This is a genomic window from Agromyces sp. NPDC058110 (assembly GCF_042884735.1).
Taxonomy (GTDB): Bacteria; Actinomycetota; Actinomycetes; order Actinomycetales; family Microbacteriaceae; genus Agromyces.
Map to the genome: position 1 here is coordinate 25,704 of NZ_JBHVTI010000001.1, position 15,687 is coordinate 41,390.

14 protein-coding genes are annotated in these 15,687 nt (G+C 69.2%); 10 read left to right on the forward strand and 4 right to left on the reverse strand.

All coding sequences use genetic code 11. From position 1 onward, the window contains the following. Nucleotides 1-79 precede the first annotated feature (79 nt). The 6 genes from ACFVS8_RS00145 to ACFVS8_RS00170 all read left to right on the forward strand — a co-directional run bounded on the left by ACFVS8_RS00145 (nucleotide 80) and on the right by ACFVS8_RS00170 (nucleotide 7,623). Nucleotides 80-328 (forward strand): hypothetical protein, encoded by a 249-nt coding sequence (locus tag ACFVS8_RS00145; protein WP_387056576.1) that lies wholly within the window; start codon nucleotides 80-82, stop codon nucleotides 326-328. Between the two features lie 945 nt (nucleotides 329-1,273). Continuing rightward, complete coding sequence (locus ACFVS8_RS00150) at nucleotides 1,274-1,747, forward strand: hypothetical protein (RefSeq protein WP_387056577.1); 474 nt, start codon at nucleotides 1,274-1,276, stop codon at nucleotides 1,745-1,747. Nucleotides 1,748-3,008: 1,261 nt separating this feature from the next. Then, complete coding sequence (locus tag ACFVS8_RS00155) at nucleotides 3,009-3,350, forward strand: DUF6572 domain-containing protein (RefSeq protein ID WP_387056578.1); 342 nt, start codon at nucleotides 3,009-3,011, stop codon at nucleotides 3,348-3,350. 127 nt (nucleotides 3,351-3,477) lie between these two features. Beyond that, entirely contained in the window at nucleotides 3,478-4,137 is a 660-nt protein-coding gene (locus ACFVS8_RS00160) for a helix-turn-helix domain-containing protein (protein WP_387056579.1), read from the forward strand. Between the two features lie 97 nt (nucleotides 4,138-4,234). Beyond that, nucleotides 4,235-4,780, forward strand: a complete 546-nt coding sequence (locus tag ACFVS8_RS00165) for a VOC family protein (RefSeq protein WP_387056580.1) — start codon at nucleotides 4,235-4,237, stop codon at nucleotides 4,778-4,780. A 293-nt stretch (nucleotides 4,781-5,073) separates the two neighbouring features. Then, a complete protein-coding gene (locus ACFVS8_RS00170) occupies nucleotides 5,074-7,623 on the forward strand; it encodes a right-handed parallel beta-helix repeat-containing protein (RefSeq protein ID WP_387056581.1) in 2,550 nt (849 codons plus the stop codon). Nucleotides 7,624-7,720: 97 nt separating this feature from the next. Here the strand turns inward: ACFVS8_RS00170 and ACFVS8_RS00175 are convergent, their stop codons facing one another. Genes ACFVS8_RS00175 through ACFVS8_RS00185 form a run of 3 tightly spaced genes read right to left on the reverse strand, consistent with a single transcriptional unit; the run spans nucleotide 7,721 to nucleotide 10,134 of the window. Next, nucleotides 7,721-8,215 (reverse strand): nucleoside deaminase, encoded by a 495-nt coding sequence (locus tag ACFVS8_RS00175; protein WP_387056582.1) that lies wholly within the window; start codon nucleotides 8,213-8,215, stop codon nucleotides 7,721-7,723. 18 nt (nucleotides 8,216-8,233) lie between these two features. Further along, nucleotides 8,234-9,061, reverse strand: a complete 828-nt coding sequence (locus ACFVS8_RS00180; RefSeq protein WP_387056583.1) for an endo alpha-1,4 polygalactosaminidase — start codon at nucleotides 9,059-9,061, stop codon at nucleotides 8,234-8,236. Between the two features lie 53 nt (nucleotides 9,062-9,114). Next, entirely contained in the window at nucleotides 9,115-10,134 is a 1,020-nt protein-coding gene (locus ACFVS8_RS00185) for a DMT family transporter (protein WP_387056584.1), read from the reverse strand. An 80-nt stretch (nucleotides 10,135-10,214) separates the two neighbouring features. Between ACFVS8_RS00185 and ACFVS8_RS00190 the strand changes: the two genes are divergently transcribed. Beyond that, nucleotides 10,215-10,679: an Lrp/AsnC family transcriptional regulator gene (locus ACFVS8_RS00190; protein WP_387056585.1), complete on the forward strand. Its 465-nt coding sequence runs from the start codon at nucleotides 10,215-10,217 to the stop codon at nucleotides 10,677-10,679. A 16-nt stretch (nucleotides 10,680-10,695) separates the two neighbouring features. On the opposite strand, the gene ACFVS8_RS00195 is transcribed toward ACFVS8_RS00190, so the two are convergent. Continuing rightward, a complete protein-coding gene (locus ACFVS8_RS00195; protein WP_387056586.1) occupies nucleotides 10,696-12,024 on the reverse strand; it encodes a flavin monoamine oxidase family protein in 1,329 nt (442 codons plus the stop codon). A gap of 132 nt (nucleotides 12,025-12,156) precedes the next feature. On the opposite strand from ACFVS8_RS00195, the gene ACFVS8_RS00200 reads away from it, so the two are divergent. Genes ACFVS8_RS00200 through ACFVS8_RS00210 form a run of 3 tightly spaced genes read left to right on the forward strand, consistent with a single transcriptional unit; the run spans nucleotide 12,157 to nucleotide 15,631 of the window. After that, the gene (locus tag ACFVS8_RS00200; RefSeq protein ID WP_387056587.1) at nucleotides 12,157-12,702 is read left to right on the forward strand and encodes a PadR family transcriptional regulator; all 546 of its coding nucleotides are present in this window, start codon (nucleotides 12,157-12,159) and stop codon (nucleotides 12,700-12,702) included. Between the two features lie 5 nt (nucleotides 12,703-12,707). Then, nucleotides 12,708-14,444, forward strand: coding sequence for an ABC1 kinase family protein (locus ACFVS8_RS00205; protein WP_387056588.1), 1,737 nt, complete (start codon nucleotides 12,708-12,710; stop codon nucleotides 14,442-14,444). A 2-nt stretch (nucleotides 14,445-14,446) separates the two neighbouring features. Then, the gene (locus ACFVS8_RS00210) at nucleotides 14,447-15,631 is read left to right on the forward strand and encodes an alpha/beta fold hydrolase (RefSeq protein WP_387056589.1); all 1,185 of its coding nucleotides are present in this window, start codon (nucleotides 14,447-14,449) and stop codon (nucleotides 15,629-15,631) included. Nucleotides 15,632-15,687 lie beyond the last annotated feature (56 nt).

A 15,687-nucleotide genomic window follows, 5' to 3' on the forward strand; every position in this document is an offset into this window, starting at 1 on the left:
ACCGGGGGCGGTGCGAGCTGTAGTCCTTCTTTCGAAGGTGGGCGTAGGCCCGGTCTCCGTACCCAGGACCCTGAGAATCGTGGATGATGATGCCGTGACAGACCCGTCGAAGCTCGATGTCAGGGACTTACGGATGCTTGCGCGACGTTGCGACGCTGCGCGAGTGATGGTTCTGTCCGGTCGGATAGACCCAGATGCGACGGCTACGTTGCGACAGCGGATGATCGTAGATGCCTCGGATGACGGCGGCACCGACGAACGTGTGGTCGTCGCGAATCTCGAGCGCCTGACCAGCCGGCTACGAGACGAACTCGGCGCCGACTACTAGGCATCCGTCCCGTTGCTCAATCCGCAATCGAACTCGCGAGACCCGAGTGGAACCACGATCACACTCGACGATCCAGAAAGCCGACTTAATGGATGCCGCGGGATTCGATTGAATCGGGCTCCCTCACCGCTTTCCCATCGAAATCAACCGTGAACGTCCGGCATCATCCGCGTACACTCGGAACTGTCGAACCGCCCGGTTCCCCAGTCATCATGAGGGAATCCGCGAGTTCTCGAGACATCCGGAGTCAACCCGAAACGGACTGAGATCTCCAAGGGGTCGCAGGTTCAAATCCTGTCAGCCCGACCGAGTGAAAAAGTCCCGGTGAGAAGCTATTTCTCGCCGGGGCTTTTCTGTTTTGGCGGCGTGGTCGAACTCCCTCGACGAACAGCTGGCGACAGAGCAAAGCGGTCGGACACGGGGCTGACAGGCGACGTGGATCCGCGTGATTCCGGGGGAGTTGGCGCCTGACAACTCGTCAGCCGAGGCGTTCAGGACGCCGCAAACGAGTGAGATTTGATCTGTAAGTCGGCGGGTTGCAGGTTCAAGTCAGAAATATATGGCGCTGACCGGGCTTTTTCCCCGACAGGCCGGCGCGAAAGCGGTGTGCGACTGACCACTGCTCGCGCGTCCGGTTGAGATCGCCATTCGCCCCGCCATTTGATGCGAGGTGAGAAAGTCGTGGGTTCGTTCCCCACGGGACGATCGGGATTCAGGGCCGCAGACTCGTCGCTCGAACCCTGCCAGCAGAAGACACTGACCAGTGATCGATGTTCAATTCTTGTCGCGGAAAGGGCACCGTCACCGGGCAGTATCGCGGGCGGGCCATACGGGCATCGAGGCCAGTTGACTTTCGTCGGAGGCTCTGACTCCGATCGCAGCATCGGTGGGGACCGGCTTGCGGGCGGTTTCGCTTCGCGCCCCTGGGCAGTTAGGTTCCTGAACGTGACGATGAAATGGCTCACCCGTGAATGGGCTTCAGGCGGGCTTGATGACGACGAGTGGGACAGGCGTTGTGAGGAGTACCAGGCGCACAACGACGAGGTCCTTCCTCGACTGAGCAACGGTGCGGAGCGATTGATCCAGGAGATCAACCTGCACGACGCGCAAATCCATGCCTTCGAGCACCGAGCCGACCACGACCTCGTGATGCGCGCATTGATCGGCGACCTGCAGGTTGGCTACCAGTTCATCGAGCTGACCTTCCACGATTCGCAACTCCGCCTCGAGCCAGGCTCGACCCTCGAATCACTGCGGCTACTGGACGACGAGACAGAGATCATCTACGACGAAGTTGACGTGCAAAGCGACGGTCGATTCGTACATCGGGTGCTCCTATGGCCGGAGGGCGAGTACGAGGTGATCTTCACAAGCCTCGCCGAGCGGAGAGAACCATCTGCCCCAAGCGCCCGCCGATGAATCCCGTAACCTGCGCGCATCGGGATCCGCTGTCGGGCTCAGGAGTTGACTGGCGGAGTGCCGTGCTGAAGGATTAGGGGTCGGCGCGGGTCTCGGGCCACGCGCCCTACCTCAGCCGAAGAGCAACCCGAGCACCGTTCCCTAGACGCCCTCATCAACGCGTGGCGTCACGGACTCACGAAAATCGTGACCATTCTGCCGGTGATGTCGCTGGTAAGCCGAACCTCACTCAAATTAGGACAACATTGGAGCGAGGCGCGGTGACCTACTTGGAACGCGATCGTGTGCAATTGCAGTATCGCGGCGTGCGAGTGATTGTGAATGAGCGAACGCCGTGGAGAAGTACCGCGTACTTTCGTGATTGAAGGGATCACATGATCGACCCTGAGGACTATCTAGTAAGGCTGACTGAGCAGAATTCGATCCGATTGGGGGATCTAGTCGCCGCATGGACGCAGCATGTAGACAGGTTGCAGTCCGATGCGTTCGATTACGTCGGCCGGTTCGCCTGGGGAGCGGATGACCTTATTGGAGCTCTCTACCTCCGAGACGCAATGGAACAGGCGCTGGCGGCTTTGGAGCCTTCCGCTCTGGCTCGGATTTGGCCGACCGTGTCGTCGTCGGATGAAACACTTCGCTCATCCACTGAGGAGGACATGGACGGACTAGTTCGCGCCTTCGCGGGGAGGGAAAGTGAGGAAGTCGGTTGGTGGTGGAATCGGGTCCCGCGGGGAGGAAGGATTCGCGATGAACTTGCGGAGTGAGCCTCCTACACCAGAGGCCTTGGCAGGGTGGGCGCCGACCAGTTGCCAAGGGCGATATGGCGACGCGGGAATCGACTGAATCGCGCTCGCTCACCGCTTTCCCATCGAAATCAACCGTGAACGTCCGGCATCATCCGCGTACACTCGGAACTGTCGAACCGCCCGGTTCCCCAGTCATCATGAGGGAATCCGCGAGTTTCCGAGACATCCGGAGCCATCCCGAAACGGGCTGGAATCTCCAAGGGGTCGCAGGTTCAAATCCTGTCAGCCCGACCGTGTGAAAAAGTCCCGGTGAGAAGTGATTTCTCGCCGGGGCTTTTCTGTTTTCTCGGTGTGATTCGAGAAGTGCTCGACGAACGACCGGAGACAACCGGAATCGACGTGCGCGCGGCTGCTTGACCCCGCAGATCCGCGCGATTCCGAGAAGTCCTGAACTCCGCGTTTGGCAAGCTCACAGCACGCTCGCACCCCAGCCCGCGGCGCCCTATGCTCGATCCGTGCCTGGGCTGAGCGATCCGGAAGTAATCGATCTCGTTAGCGTAACGCCGGACGGGGCCACGTGCTGCCTCCACGTCGTAGAGACCGAACCGTGGCCAGACCGCCCGGATCCGGGGTGTCTCAATCAGAAGCTACTGAACTATGTCGGATTCGCCCTCGACGGCCAGCTCGTCGCGACCTACCCCGACGTTGCTGGACTTCCGATACGGATCGAAATCGACGCCCACTTCAAGTTGACCTCGGCTGCCGTCGCCGACCTCCAGCTGGTCAAGAGCAGTCTGAGCAAGTACGACATCGAACTGACGTGGAACGACGATCGGTCACTCGAGCCAACCGGGTAACGACATCCGAACGAGATTCACCTACGGGCCCGTCGAAGAGGGTCGCCGGGCGAACGGTGGAGTGGCTAACATCCACAGCACACGCAAGCGGGCGACCGCAGATGCCGTAGGCGCCCCGGGGGAGTGCATGTACGAGATCGAAACTCGAGCCGATCATCGACTGATCAACTCGATCTGGCGAGCACACGTCGACGAGGCCGACGAGTATCTCGAGCCGGCGAACGAGCATTGGGGCTTCGCGTTCACGCGGCTGCCAGACGGCACGGTCTCGGCCGAACTCACGGGCCCGACGCCGAAGCCCCGCGTCCTCGTCGGTATCGCCGGCGCGAGCCACTGGGGTGCCGAGCTCCACCCCGAGGTGGCCATTGCGCGGCTGCCGAAGTCACAGCTCGTCGGCCGGTTCGTTCCGCTGACCTGTGCAGGCGGCATGTTCACGTTGTCTGGTGCAGCGCTCCCTATTCCCGGGTTCAACGAGCTCGAGGCCTGCATCGAGGCGCTCGAGCATCGAGGCGTGCTGCGGGTCGATCCGCAGACACGACGGGCTCTCCGGGGCGACCGCGCCGGGTACTCCACGAGAAGCTGGCAGCGCCGGGTGAAACTGGTCACCGGGCTGAGCCCGATGCGCATCACGCAGTTCGCGCGGGCCAGGGCAGCCGAGGCCGCTCTCCGCCGTGGGAAGACGGCGACCGAGGTCGCAGCCGAACTCGGCTTCGCCGACCAGGCTCACCTCACCCGTTCGTTCGTCGCGCTTCGGGCGGAGAGGCCCTCCGACATCCGCCGGCCCTGATCGCCGCACCCGAACGATCGGGTGCCGGCTTGTCGCAATTGTCCAAGGGTGCGCGCGAGCCTGTGGCTGATCCTGAGGGTGAGCGAAAGGTACCGACGTGAACAACATTCCAGCAGCCCCCGAGGGTTCGAACACCGTGAACCCCTTCATCATGTCCGACGGCGCGGCCGCACTGATCGACTTCATCATCGCGGTGTTCGGGGCGACCGACGTCGCCGAGGCTCGCACGCTCGACACTGACGGGCTCGTCCTGCATTCCGAGCTGCGGCTCGGCGACTCGACCCTGACGGTCGCCGACCGCAAACCGGAGTGGCCGTTCACTCCCGCGTTCACGCGCGTGTACGTCGACGATGTCGACGCGACGCTCGCTCGCGCCGAGGAGCACGGCGGTACGGTCATCACGAAGCCGACCGCCTTCTTCGGTGACACGCTGTCGAGGTTCTCAGACCCGTCGGGCAACATCTGGTGGGTCTACAAGCACACGCCGGCCCCGACGTGGAACGGCGAGACCGAAGCGGATGCCTCGGACTGGACGGAGTCCGACGGGGACGACGACTGGTCGAGCTTCACGAGCCCTGAGCTCGAATACATCCACGACACCCTCATGGAGGCGATGGGTTCCCTCGAGGATCCGCGCGGCTGACGCGCAGGGTGCGGCGTCGCCCCCGAATGGGGGGTCTTCTATCAGGTTCTCGTTCCGGCCGCAGCGGGCCCGGGCACATTGGCGGAAAAAGGTGAGGATTCGTCCAGAAAGTCACTGCAAACTGCCCTCTACGCTTCGGCGGTTCCCCCTGTACTTCGAGTGACGAGATCGCGCCCGCACGACCAGCAGCGTGCGACGGCGCCAGAGAGCCTATGCAGAACCAACACCCCGCACGACCCTCACACCGACCCACTACAGAAGCCATCCCCATCGATCGAGTCCGCCGCACGCAGGTGCGGGTCGGACTCGTGCTCGGTGCGGTCGTCGCCGTCGCGGCGATGATCGGGGCCGACGGAGCCGCTCAGTCCGCGTTCGCCGCGCCGTCCCGGACCGCGGCCTCGGCCGGCGCCGCCCGGACTGCCGCGACGGCGTTCTCGGGTTCGGCGTCGCCGACCATCTCGGGCACGCCGCAGGTGGGCGCTCCGCTGACGATCGTCGATGGTGCCGACTGGGCGCCGTCGCCGGATGTCGCCTGGTACCAGTGGTACCGGTCCGACTCGGCGAAGCCGGGCGGCAACTGGGTGATGATCGACGAGGGTGCTTCGTCGAAGTCGTACACGCCCACGGCCGCGGACGCCGGGAAGTACCTCCACGTCGGCGTGATCTACGCCAAGGCCGGCTTGGCGAATCGCGTGTGGTCGGGCGGCGCTCCGGTGAAGGTCGCCGAGGCGACCACTCCGACCGCTGCACCCGCGACGGCGTTCTCGGGTTCGGCGTCGCCGACCATCTCGGGCACGCCGCAGGTGGGTGCTCCGTTGACGATCGTCGACGGTGCCGACTGGGCGCCGTCGCCGGATGTCGCCTGGTACCAGTGGTACCGGTCCGACTCGGCGAAGCCGGGCGGCAACTGGGCGATGATCGACGAGGGTGCCTCGTCGAAGTCGTACACGCCCACGGCCGCGGACGCCGGCAAGTACCTCCACGTCGGCGTGGTCTACGCCAAGGCCGGCTTGGCGAATCGCGTGTGGTCGGGCGGCGCCCCGGTGAAGGTCGCGTCAGGGACCGCTCCGGTCGCCCCGACGCCGACGCCGACGCCGACGCCGACGCCGACTCCGACTCCGACTCCGACTCCGACTCCGACTCCGACTCCGACTCCGACTCCCACTCCGACTCCGACTCCGACTCCGACGCCCACCCCGACCCCGGGGAGCACGGCCGGCGCACCGGCATCCGTCTCGAACCTCGACCCTGACGCGGGCTCGGCGCCGCTCGGCGGCACCGACTACGCGATCCCCGCGGGCGCGAAGTACGTCGACCCGAAGGCTGCGGCCGGCGGCGACGGCAGCATCGGCAAGCCGTACCAGTCGCTCAACGCCGCGTTGAGCGGCACCGCGGCCGGCGGCACGATCGTGCTCCGCGGCGGCGAGTACCACGAGTCCGTCGCCGTCTACAAGGCGGGTATCACGATCCAGGCCTACCCGGGCGAGAGCGTCTGGATGGACGGCACCGTGCCCGTCACGGGTTGGGTGCGCGACGGCTCCGCCTGGCGCCATGACGGATGGACCGTGTCGTTGGACTCCAGCCCGACCTTCACGCGCGGCGCCCCGGACAACACCGAGGGCAACTGGAGCTTCGTCAACCCGTCGAACCCGATGGCCGCGCACCCTGACCAGACATACGTGAACGACGCCGAGCTCCGCGAGGTGCAGAGCCGCGCGCAGGTGGTCGCGGGCACGTTCTGGGTCGACGACGCGAACGACGCGCTCGTCGTCGGCACCGACCCGACCGGCAAGTCCGTGCGTTCCGGCGACACCACGCGGGCGATCTCCGTCCGCGCCGACGACGTGACCGTGCGCGGCATCGGCATCCGCCGATACTCGACCCCGAACCCCGAGATGGGCTCGGTGACGCTCGAGTCGACGAACGCCACGCTCGAGAACGTGATCATCTCCGACTCGGCCACGACCGGACTGTTCATCGGCAACGCCGGGGCCACCATCCGGAACGTCACCGTCGAGGGAGCCGGCATGCTCGGCGTGAACTCGAACAAGTCCGACGGCCTCGTCATGGACGGGGTGAAGGTCGACGGCAACAACACCGAGCACTTCAACATGGCACCGAGCGCGGGCGGCATCAAGCTGAACCGGGCGCGTGGCGTCACGATCGAGCACTCGGATGTCACCGACAACGGCGGAACGGGCATCTGGTTCGACGTGTCGTGCTTCCAGGTCGCCGTGAGCGACTCCCGCGTGAGCGGCAACGACAACCACGGCGTCTACTTCGAGATCTCGTCCCGCGGGGTGTTCGCAGGCAACCGGATCGAGGGCAACGCCGGGAACGGCATCCGCATCAATGACGGCACGAAGTCGATCATCACGCGCAACTCCGTCTCGGGGAACGGCAACGGCAACGTGGTGCTCCTGCAGGACAACCGCGTTCCCGTTCCCGGGCACTACGGCGTCGACAGCCGGTTCACCGCGCCCGACCCCACCATGCCGTGGTTGAACACCGAGATCCAGGTCATCGGCAACACGATGGTCGGCACGAACGCGACGCCGCTGCTGTGGTCGGAGGACTACACGAGCACGCGCAGCTGGACCGCGCAGGGCAACGTGGCGAACGGCAACCTGTACGTGCGCACGAACGGTGCTCCCGCATCGCCGTTCAAGTTCAACACGACGAAGAACGGGACCGTGCAGTACGGCACGCTCAGCGCGTTCCGCGCCGCGACGGGGCAGGAGAGCGCCGGTGCCGAGGCGGGCACGCCGCCCGCGGCAGGCCGTGCGACGGTCGCCTGGCCCGACTGGGCGACGAAGGCCTTCCCTGATATCGCCGTCGACTGAGGCCGGCGCCAGATATCAGGCGCCAGGCACCAGCCACCAGGCACCCGGCCGCCACCCGCACTGCGGGTGGCGGCCGGTTCGGTCTCGGCTCGCGGGCTCAGGCGTCCCAGAACCCCCGGTGCACGTCGGCCGCCTGGTCGACGAGTGCGGGGCCGGCCACGTGCACCGCGCGACCTCCGCGGGCGAACACGTCGCGGCAGGGCAGGTCCATGGTGGGCTCGCCGTCCTGACTCGGCACCATGGCCGCCAGGGCCTGCTCGGGCAGGGCGTACACGACGCGCCCGATGCCCGACCAGTAGATCGCGCCGGCGCACATCGCGCAGGGCTCGGTGCTCGTGTAGAGGATGCTCCGTGCGCGCAGCTCGGCGGTCACGCGGCCGCTCGCGAGCCGCACGAGGTTCGTCTCGGCGTGCCCGGTGGGGTCGCCGGTGGTGACGACCGAGTTGGTGCCCTCGAGCACGGTGCCGTCGGGCGCGACGAGGATCGCGCCGAAGGGGTGGTTGCCCGCTGCGCGCGACCGGCGGGCGACCTCGATGGCGTGCAGCAGGTGCATCTCGTCTTCAGCTGAGACGTGCGTCGGATCGGTGGGCATGGACTTCATGTTGCCACGTCACCGATCGCACAGCTCGAAGACGTGCGCGGGGTCGCCAGGCACGGTCAGGTCGCGGTCGCGCAGCACGAGCGAGGCCGGCGCGTCGCGGTCGCGGCACGCCTGCGAGAAGGGGCGGGGGAGTTCGTCGGAGTACTCGATCGCGATGACGTGGTCGCCGTACACGTCGGAGTAGGCGCCGCATTCGTCGTAGGCAAGGCACTCCTCGACGACGGCGAAGTCGAAGCCGGCCTCGTCGTGCAGTCGTTCGCTCGCCTCGGCGGCGTTCTTCTGGCCTGCGGCGAGCCCTGCGGCGTGGGCGATGCCGACCAGCGCGGCGGCGAGCTCGAGGTTGTCGTCGAGCGACATCGCCCCGCCCGAGCGCGTGTACGAATCGAGGTTGTCGAACTCCACCGCGTCGAATCCGTCGTCGGCGCAGCCGCGGACCCACGGGCCGACGACGTCGACGATCCGGTCGCGGCGCTCGGGCGTCGACGTGTCGAGCAGCACCTCGTCGGGCCAGTCGGGGTCGACGACCTCGGCGCCGTCGTGCTCGAGCACGACGTCGTCGGGCCAGAGCCCGCGTTCGCCGGGCTGGGTCTGGAAGCCGTTGACGTAGCAGATCGAGTACCGGTCGGGGTCGGGGGCGCTCGTGCGGTCACGGGCGACGGTGCCGACGGCGGCGTCGGGCTCGTAGGCGCCGCCGAGCTGGTAATCGGGAGCCGTGCCCGCAGGGGGCACGGACACGTCGGCGCGATCGCCGTCTGAGGCCGTCGCGCACCCGCTCAGCAGCGTCGCGGCGATCGCGAGCACGCCGAGAGTGAGTATGCGGCCGGGTCGGTGGGTCATCGTCACCATGCTCGCACGCCCCGTCGGTCGTGCGCCGGTCGCACGGCCGGGCGCTACGCCGCGACGACGGCTCGAGGCTCGGCGGGCACCGCCGGCGCGGGCACTGCCGGCGCGGGCACCGCCGGCACGGGCAGCTGCGTCGCAGCGTGCGGCACGCGGCATCCGTCGTCGCGCACGACCGCCCGGCGACGCGCCGGGGCGGTGAACACGAGCACCCCCGAGACGATCATCGCCATCGCGACCACGAGGCCGGCCGTGATCGGCTCGCCGAGCAGCGGTACGGCCATCATCGCCGCCACGACCGGGCTGAGCGCGCCAGCGGTCGCCGCGACGCCGCCGCCCAGGGCGCGCACGGCGTGGGCGTAGGCGATCGTCGAGACCACACCGGTTCCGAGGCCCTGCAACGCGGTGAAGAGCAGAATGTCGCCGGGGCGTGCCGCTCCGGCGAGCAGGTTCGACGGCATGGCCCCCGTCGCCGCGAGCGCGACGGCGATCGCGGCGGAGGGCGCGCAGATCACGAGCACCGTGCTGGTGAGGCTCAGCGAGCTGCGCTTCAGCCCGAGCGTGTAGACGGCCCACACGAAGCCCGCGGTCAGCAGGGCGCCGAGGCCGAGCGGCGGCACGGCGCCGCCCATGAGCAGTGCCGCGGCCGCGACGCCCGACACGATGAGCGCGACGGATGCCGCCTGCCGGACCGTGACGCGAGCGCGCACCGTCGCGACGGCGAGCAGGGTCGCGAAGAGCGGCACCGTGCCCGGGATGATGAGGCCGACGAGGGCGGCGGGCGCGAGATGCCCGCCGAGCGCCGAGACGAGGAAGTGCGGCAGGCCGCCGACGAGCAGCAGCGCGAGCGTCGCGGGCCGTTCGGCCCCGACCTCGCGGATCGCCCTCGGGATCCACGGCGCGAGCACGATCAGCGGCGTCGCGAAGCGCAGCACGCTCAGGTCGACGACCGTGAGCGACGACGCGCCGACCCCTCGCAGCGTGAGCGCGAACGAGGCCCACAGCAGCACCGCGGTCGCCATCGCGACGATCCCGACGATGGGCGGGCGACGAGCCGAGGACTGGGGCATGCCGCAACGATAGGAAATCCGCAGGCGCAGCCGATTGCCGATCGTGCCTGGCACCGCAGTTCGTTTGGCAGAATATGCCAATGCGAACCCTCGACGCGATCGATCGCCACATCCTGCTCGAACTGCAGCAGGACGGCCGGCTCACCAACCAGGAGCTCGCCGACCGCGTGGGCCTGTCGCCGTCGCCCTGCCTGCGCCGGGTGCGGCAGTTGCAGGACGACGGGGTCATCACCGGCTACTCCGCCGAGATCGCCGCGGGCAGAGTCGGGCTCGCGATCACGGCCTTCGTGCGCCTGCGGCTGTCGTCGCACGCCACCGAGGTCGTCGACGCGGTCGAGGCGCGCCTGCGGTCGATCCCCGAGGTCGTCGAGGCGTACCTGCTCGCCGGTGACGACGACTACCTCGCGAAGGTGGCCGTCGCATCGTTCAGCGAGTACGAGGACCTCATGCGCGATCAGCTGCGCGCGATCCCGTCGATCGCGGGCATCACGACGACGTTCGCGTTCGGCGTCACGAAGCCGCGCTCGCCGCTGCCGCTCGGCTGAGCGCCCGTCGCCGCCGTCAGGCGCCGGCCCACACCTCGGAGATCGGGATGTCGCGACCGAGCACGTTCGACGCGGCGCGATGGCCGGAGTACATCGCGGCGGGCACCGTCGCGGGGTCGTCGGTCCAGGTCGCCTCGCCCGCGAGGTGGAGCACCCCGCCGATCGGGGTCGCGAGGTCGTCGTGGTCGGAGGTCGTCGAGCCGACGGTCATGTAGGCGTACGCACCGTGTGCGAACGGGTCGCCCTGCCAGTCGGTGCGGTGCACGCGCGTCGGCCGTTCGACGCGCTCGCCGTAGAGGCGGCGCAGCTGCTCGAGGATCGAGTCGACGAGCTGCTCGTCGCTCCAGCCGCGCGTCTCCTCGCCGGTGGGGCCGGCGGCGAAGGTGAGCAGCGCGGGCGAGCCGTGCAGCGCGGTGAGGTCGTACCAGGAGTGCCACCGGCGGCTCTCGGGGCCCTGCTGCCGGATCGCGTAGACGCCGTCGTCCCAGAACTTCGACCCGAACCGCAGGAACACCTTCTCGAACGCGTTCATCTCGAGCCGGCCGAGTGCGCCGGCCACGGGCTCGGGCAGTGGCGGGTCGATCGTGAACGCCGGCGACTTCAGCACGCCGACGGGCACGGTCACCACGGCGGACTCAGCGGCGAACGCACCGCGGTCGGTCGTGACCTCGACACCGTGCGACGACCAGTGCACCGCCTCGACGACATGCTCGAGGCGCACGTCGAGGCCGGCCGCGAGGTGCTCGGGCAGGCGGTCGTAGCCGTCGGGGAAGACGACCTCGTCGCCGTCGATCGAGTCGTCGTCGAGCCCGTGCGCGGCGAGGTCGTCGATCCAGGCGCCGTACTGCTCCTCCGAGCGGTGCTCCAGGTACTCGCGCACGCGCTGGGCTCGATCCGCATCCCACCCCTGCTCGGCGATCGCGGCCTCGGTCACGTCGCGGTACGACGCATCGGGTGCGGAGGCGGCGACCACGTCGAGTAGGGTGGCGTCGACGGCGTGCACGTCATCGACGAACCGCCGCGCCGCGGCATCCGGGAGTCGCTCGCCGTCGGGCCCGTAGTACGCGATCGGCCTGCTGTCGGGCTGGTATCCGCCCACCGTGAACTCGACCGTGCGCATGCCGAACGCGGCGGCGGCGTCGGCGACGGGGCTGCCCACGACGCCGTGGATCCACGAGGCGCCGAGGTCGGTGACGAACCCGTCGACGCGTTCGGTGGTGACCCGGCCGCCGATGCGGTCGCGCGCCTCGAGCACCACGACCCGGCGACCGGCCCGCGACAGCAGGCGGGCGGCGGTCAGCCCGGCGACGCCCGCGCCCACCACGATCGTGTCGAAGCGCTCCATGTTCGTGAACCTCCATCGCCGGGGTGCACGCGCACCCATCACGACGTTAGCGCCAGACCGGTGCGCACCCCTATCGCTCGCGTTCGTCCGGATATATCGTCGAGTATCGTTCACGTTTCGAAAGAGGTCGTCATGAGCAACTCGTTCCCGACCGGCGGATTCGGAGCCGGCATCCCGACCGAGAGCATCCGGCAGGCGTTCGAGCAGTTGCGCTCGACGTTCGAGAAGCGCGCCGGCAGCCGCGTCGCCCGCGGCGACGTGCGCGCCGCGGTGCTCGCGCTGCTCGCCGAGCAGCCCATGCACGGCTACCAGATCATCAGGGAGATCGAGGAGCGCAGCGGCGGCGCCTGGAAGCCCAGCGCCGGCTCGGTGTACCCGACGCTCCAGCTGCTCGCCGACGAGGGCCTCATCAGCGCCGAGGAGTCGAACGGCCGCAAGACCTTCTCGCTCACCGACGCGGGGCGCGCGGCGGTCGACGAGACCGCGGGCTCCTCGCCATGGGATCCCCAGGGCTCCGGCGACGACCAGGGGTACCCGGCGCTGGCGAAGGCGGGCTTCGAGCTCGCCCAGGCTGCAGCGCAGGTCGGCCGCACCGGAACCCCCGAGCAGGTGCAGCAGGCCGTCGCCGCGCTCGACGAGACGCGTCGCCGGCTCTACTCGATCCTCGCCCAGGACTGACGCGGGTGGCCTCCGAACGTCGGGTCCGAGGCGACTCGACGCCCGGTGCCGGTGACACGCGCGCCCGCTACCGCCGCATCCTGAGGTTCGCCGGGCGCAACCTCGCCGTGATCTGGTGGTACGAGCTGCTGCTCCCGCGCATCGGGCTCGCCGGCGTCGCCGAGCGCACGAGGTCGAAGCGGATGCGACGCTTCGCCCAGCGCTTCCACGTGCTCGCGGTCGACCTCGGCGGGCTCATGATCAAGGTCGGGCAGTTCATGTCGTCGCGCCTCGACGTGCTGCCGCCCGAGATCACCGCCGAACTCGCCGGACTCCAGGACGAGGTGCCGGCGGTGCCGTTCCCGGCGATCCGCGCGCTCGCCGAGGCCGAGCTCGGCATGCCGCTCGAGCGCGCCTACGCCTCGATCGACGAGGTGCCCATCGCCGCCGCATCCCTCGGCCAGGCGCATCGGGCGCGGCTCGGCCCGCTCGACCGCGCCGACACCGGCCTCGACGCCGTGGTGGTCAAGGTGCAGCGCCCCGGCATCGACGCGATCGTCGACGTCGACCTCGCGGCGCTGCGCAAGGTCGCCGGGTGGCTCAGCCACGTGCGGCTCGTCGCCGATCGCGTGAACACGCACGCGCTCGTCGAGGAGTTCGCGCAGACGAGCCTCGAGGAGATCGACTACCTGCACGAGGCGGCCAACGCCGAGCGCTTCGCCGCCGACTTCGCCGCAGACGACCGGGTCGCGGTGCCGGTCATCGCGTGGGAACGCACGACCCGGCGCGTGCTGACGCTCGAAGACGTCACGGCCATCAAGATCACGGATGCCGCCGCGCTCGCCGCGGCCGGCATCGACCCCGCCGAGGTCGCCCCCGTGTTCGCCGCCGTCATGTTCGACCAGCTGTTCACGAACGGCTTCTTCCATGCCGACCCGCACCCCGGCAACATCTTCGTGACCCCGGCGGCGGCGCAGGCCACGACCGGCACGGAGCCCGCCTCGGGCGGACCGGCGTGGAAGCTCACCTTCATCGACTTCGGCATGATGGGCGAGGTGCCGCCGAGCACCAGGAGGGGCCTGCGCAAGCTGCTCATCGCGGCCGCCTCGCGCGACGGCAAGAGCCTGGTCGACGCCGTGCGCGACGTCGGCGTGCTGCTGCCGTCGGCCGACACCGCCGAGCTCGAGCGCGCGATGACCCAGCTCTTCGCCCGGTTCGGCGGCATGGGCTTCGCCGAGCTGCGCGAGGTCGATCCGCGGGAGTTCCGCGAGTTCGCGACGCAGTTCGGCGACGTCGTGCGCTCGCTGCCGTTCCAGCTGCCCGAGAACTTCCTGCTCGTCATCCGCGCGATGTCGCTCACGTCGGGCGTGTGCAGCGCCCTCGACCCCGGGTTCAACCTGTGGGACTCGATCGAGCCCTACGCGACGAAGCTCCTGCGCGACGAACGCGGCAACGTCGTGCAGGACCTCGCGAAGCAGGCGCTCGAGACCGCCGGCCTCGCCTGGCGGCTGCCGAAGCGCCTCGACGGCCTGGTGACGCGCCTCGACGAGGGCTCGGTCGTCGTCACGAACCCGTCGCTCGAACGCCGGGTCGCCCGGCTCGAGCGCAGTGCCCGACGCGCGGTCTCGGCGGCGGTCTTCGCCGGGCTGCTCGTCGCGGGCGCCGTGCTGCGCGCCGACGAGGTCGTGCTCGGCACGGTGCTCATGGTCGGGTCGGTGGTGCCGCTGCTGCACGCGCTGCTCGCGGGGCGCTGGGGGAGATGAGCGTGCGAGGGCGCCGAGTCGTCGCGATCATCGCGGTATCCGTCATCGCGGCCGTCGCCGCGATCGCGGCCGTCGAGCTGATCCGCATCGCGGGCGACGCCGCGGAGCAGCCGGCACTCGCCGACTTCTACGAGCAGCCGGCAGGCGCGGCCGACGGCGAGCCGGGCACCCTGGTGCGCAGCGAGTCGCTCGAGGGCGTGCCCGCGGCATCCGAGGCCTGGCGCATCATGTACCGTTCGACCGACCTGCACGGCGAGCCGATCGTCGTGACCGGCATCGTCGTGACCCCGCTCGGGCCCGCACCCGCCGGCGGGCGCACGGTGCTCGCGTGGGGGCATCCGACCACCGGCACGGATGCCTCGTGCGCACCGTCGCGCGGATTCGACCCGTTCATCGGCATCGAGGGGCTGCGGCTCATGCTCGACCGCGGCTACACCGTCGTGGCGACCGACTACGCGGGCATGGGCACCGACGGCCCCGACTCGTACCTCGTCGCGCAGACCGCGGCGCGCAGCGTGCTCGACGCCGTGCGCGCGGCGCAGCACCTCGACGGCGCCGCCGCGGGCGACCGGGTGGTGCTCTGGGGGCACTCGCAGGGCGGGCAGGCCGTGCTCGTCGCGGCCGAGCAGGCGCCCGACTACGCACCGGAGCTCACGATCGCCGGAGTCGCCGCCGCCGCGCCCGCAGCCGACCTCACCGCGCTGATGGGCTCGCACCTCGACGACATCTCGGGCGTCACGATCGGCTCGTACGCGTTCCCGGCGTTCGCCTCGGTGTACGGTCCGACCGTGCCGGGGGCCGATCTCGACGACATCCTGACCCCGGCCGCGATCGCCGCGTCGTCCGAGATGAACCGGCTCTGCCTGCTCGAGAACCTCGACCGGCTGCACGAGATCGGCACGCCGCTCATCGGCGACTTCTTCGCGCACGACCCGACCACGACCGAGCCGTGGGCGACGCTGCTCGCCGAGAACTCCGCAGGACAGCGGGCGATCGACGCGCCCGTCTTCATCGCGCAGGGGGCCGACGACGAACTCGTGCTGCCGGCCGACACCGCGACGTTCGTCGGGCACGTGCGCGAGCTGGGCGACGACGTCGATTACGACGTCGTGCCGCTCGCGACGCACAGCACGATCGCCTACCTCGCCCTGCCCGCGCTCGACGGCTGGCTCGACTCGCTCGACTGACGTCCCGCGAGCCGGGGTCCCTGGCTGACCCCCTCCACAGGGGCCTCACGCCCGCC

Coding starts and splice junctions, on each gene's coding strand:
- ACFVS8_RS00160 (WP_387056579.1), top strand. CDS start 3,478: ATGTACGAGATCGAAACTCGAGCCGATCATCGACTGATCAACTCGATC.
- ACFVS8_RS00175 (WP_387056582.1), bottom strand. CDS start 8,215: ATGCCCACCGATCCGACGCACGTCTCAGCTGAAGACGAGATGCACCTG.
- ACFVS8_RS00180 (WP_387056583.1), bottom strand. CDS start 9,061: ATGACCCACCGACCCGGCCGCATACTCACTCTCGGCGTGCTCGCGATC.
- ACFVS8_RS00185 (WP_387056584.1), bottom strand. CDS start 10,134: ATGCCCCAGTCCTCGGCTCGTCGCCCGCCCATCGTCGGGATCGTCGCG.
- ACFVS8_RS00190 (WP_387056585.1), top strand. CDS start 10,215: ATGCGAACCCTCGACGCGATCGATCGCCACATCCTGCTCGAACTGCAG.
- ACFVS8_RS00195 (WP_387056586.1), bottom strand. CDS start 12,024: ATGGAGCGCTTCGACACGATCGTGGTGGGCGCGGGCGTCGCCGGGCTG.
- ACFVS8_RS00200 (WP_387056587.1), top strand. CDS start 12,157: ATGAGCAACTCGTTCCCGACCGGCGGATTCGGAGCCGGCATCCCGACC.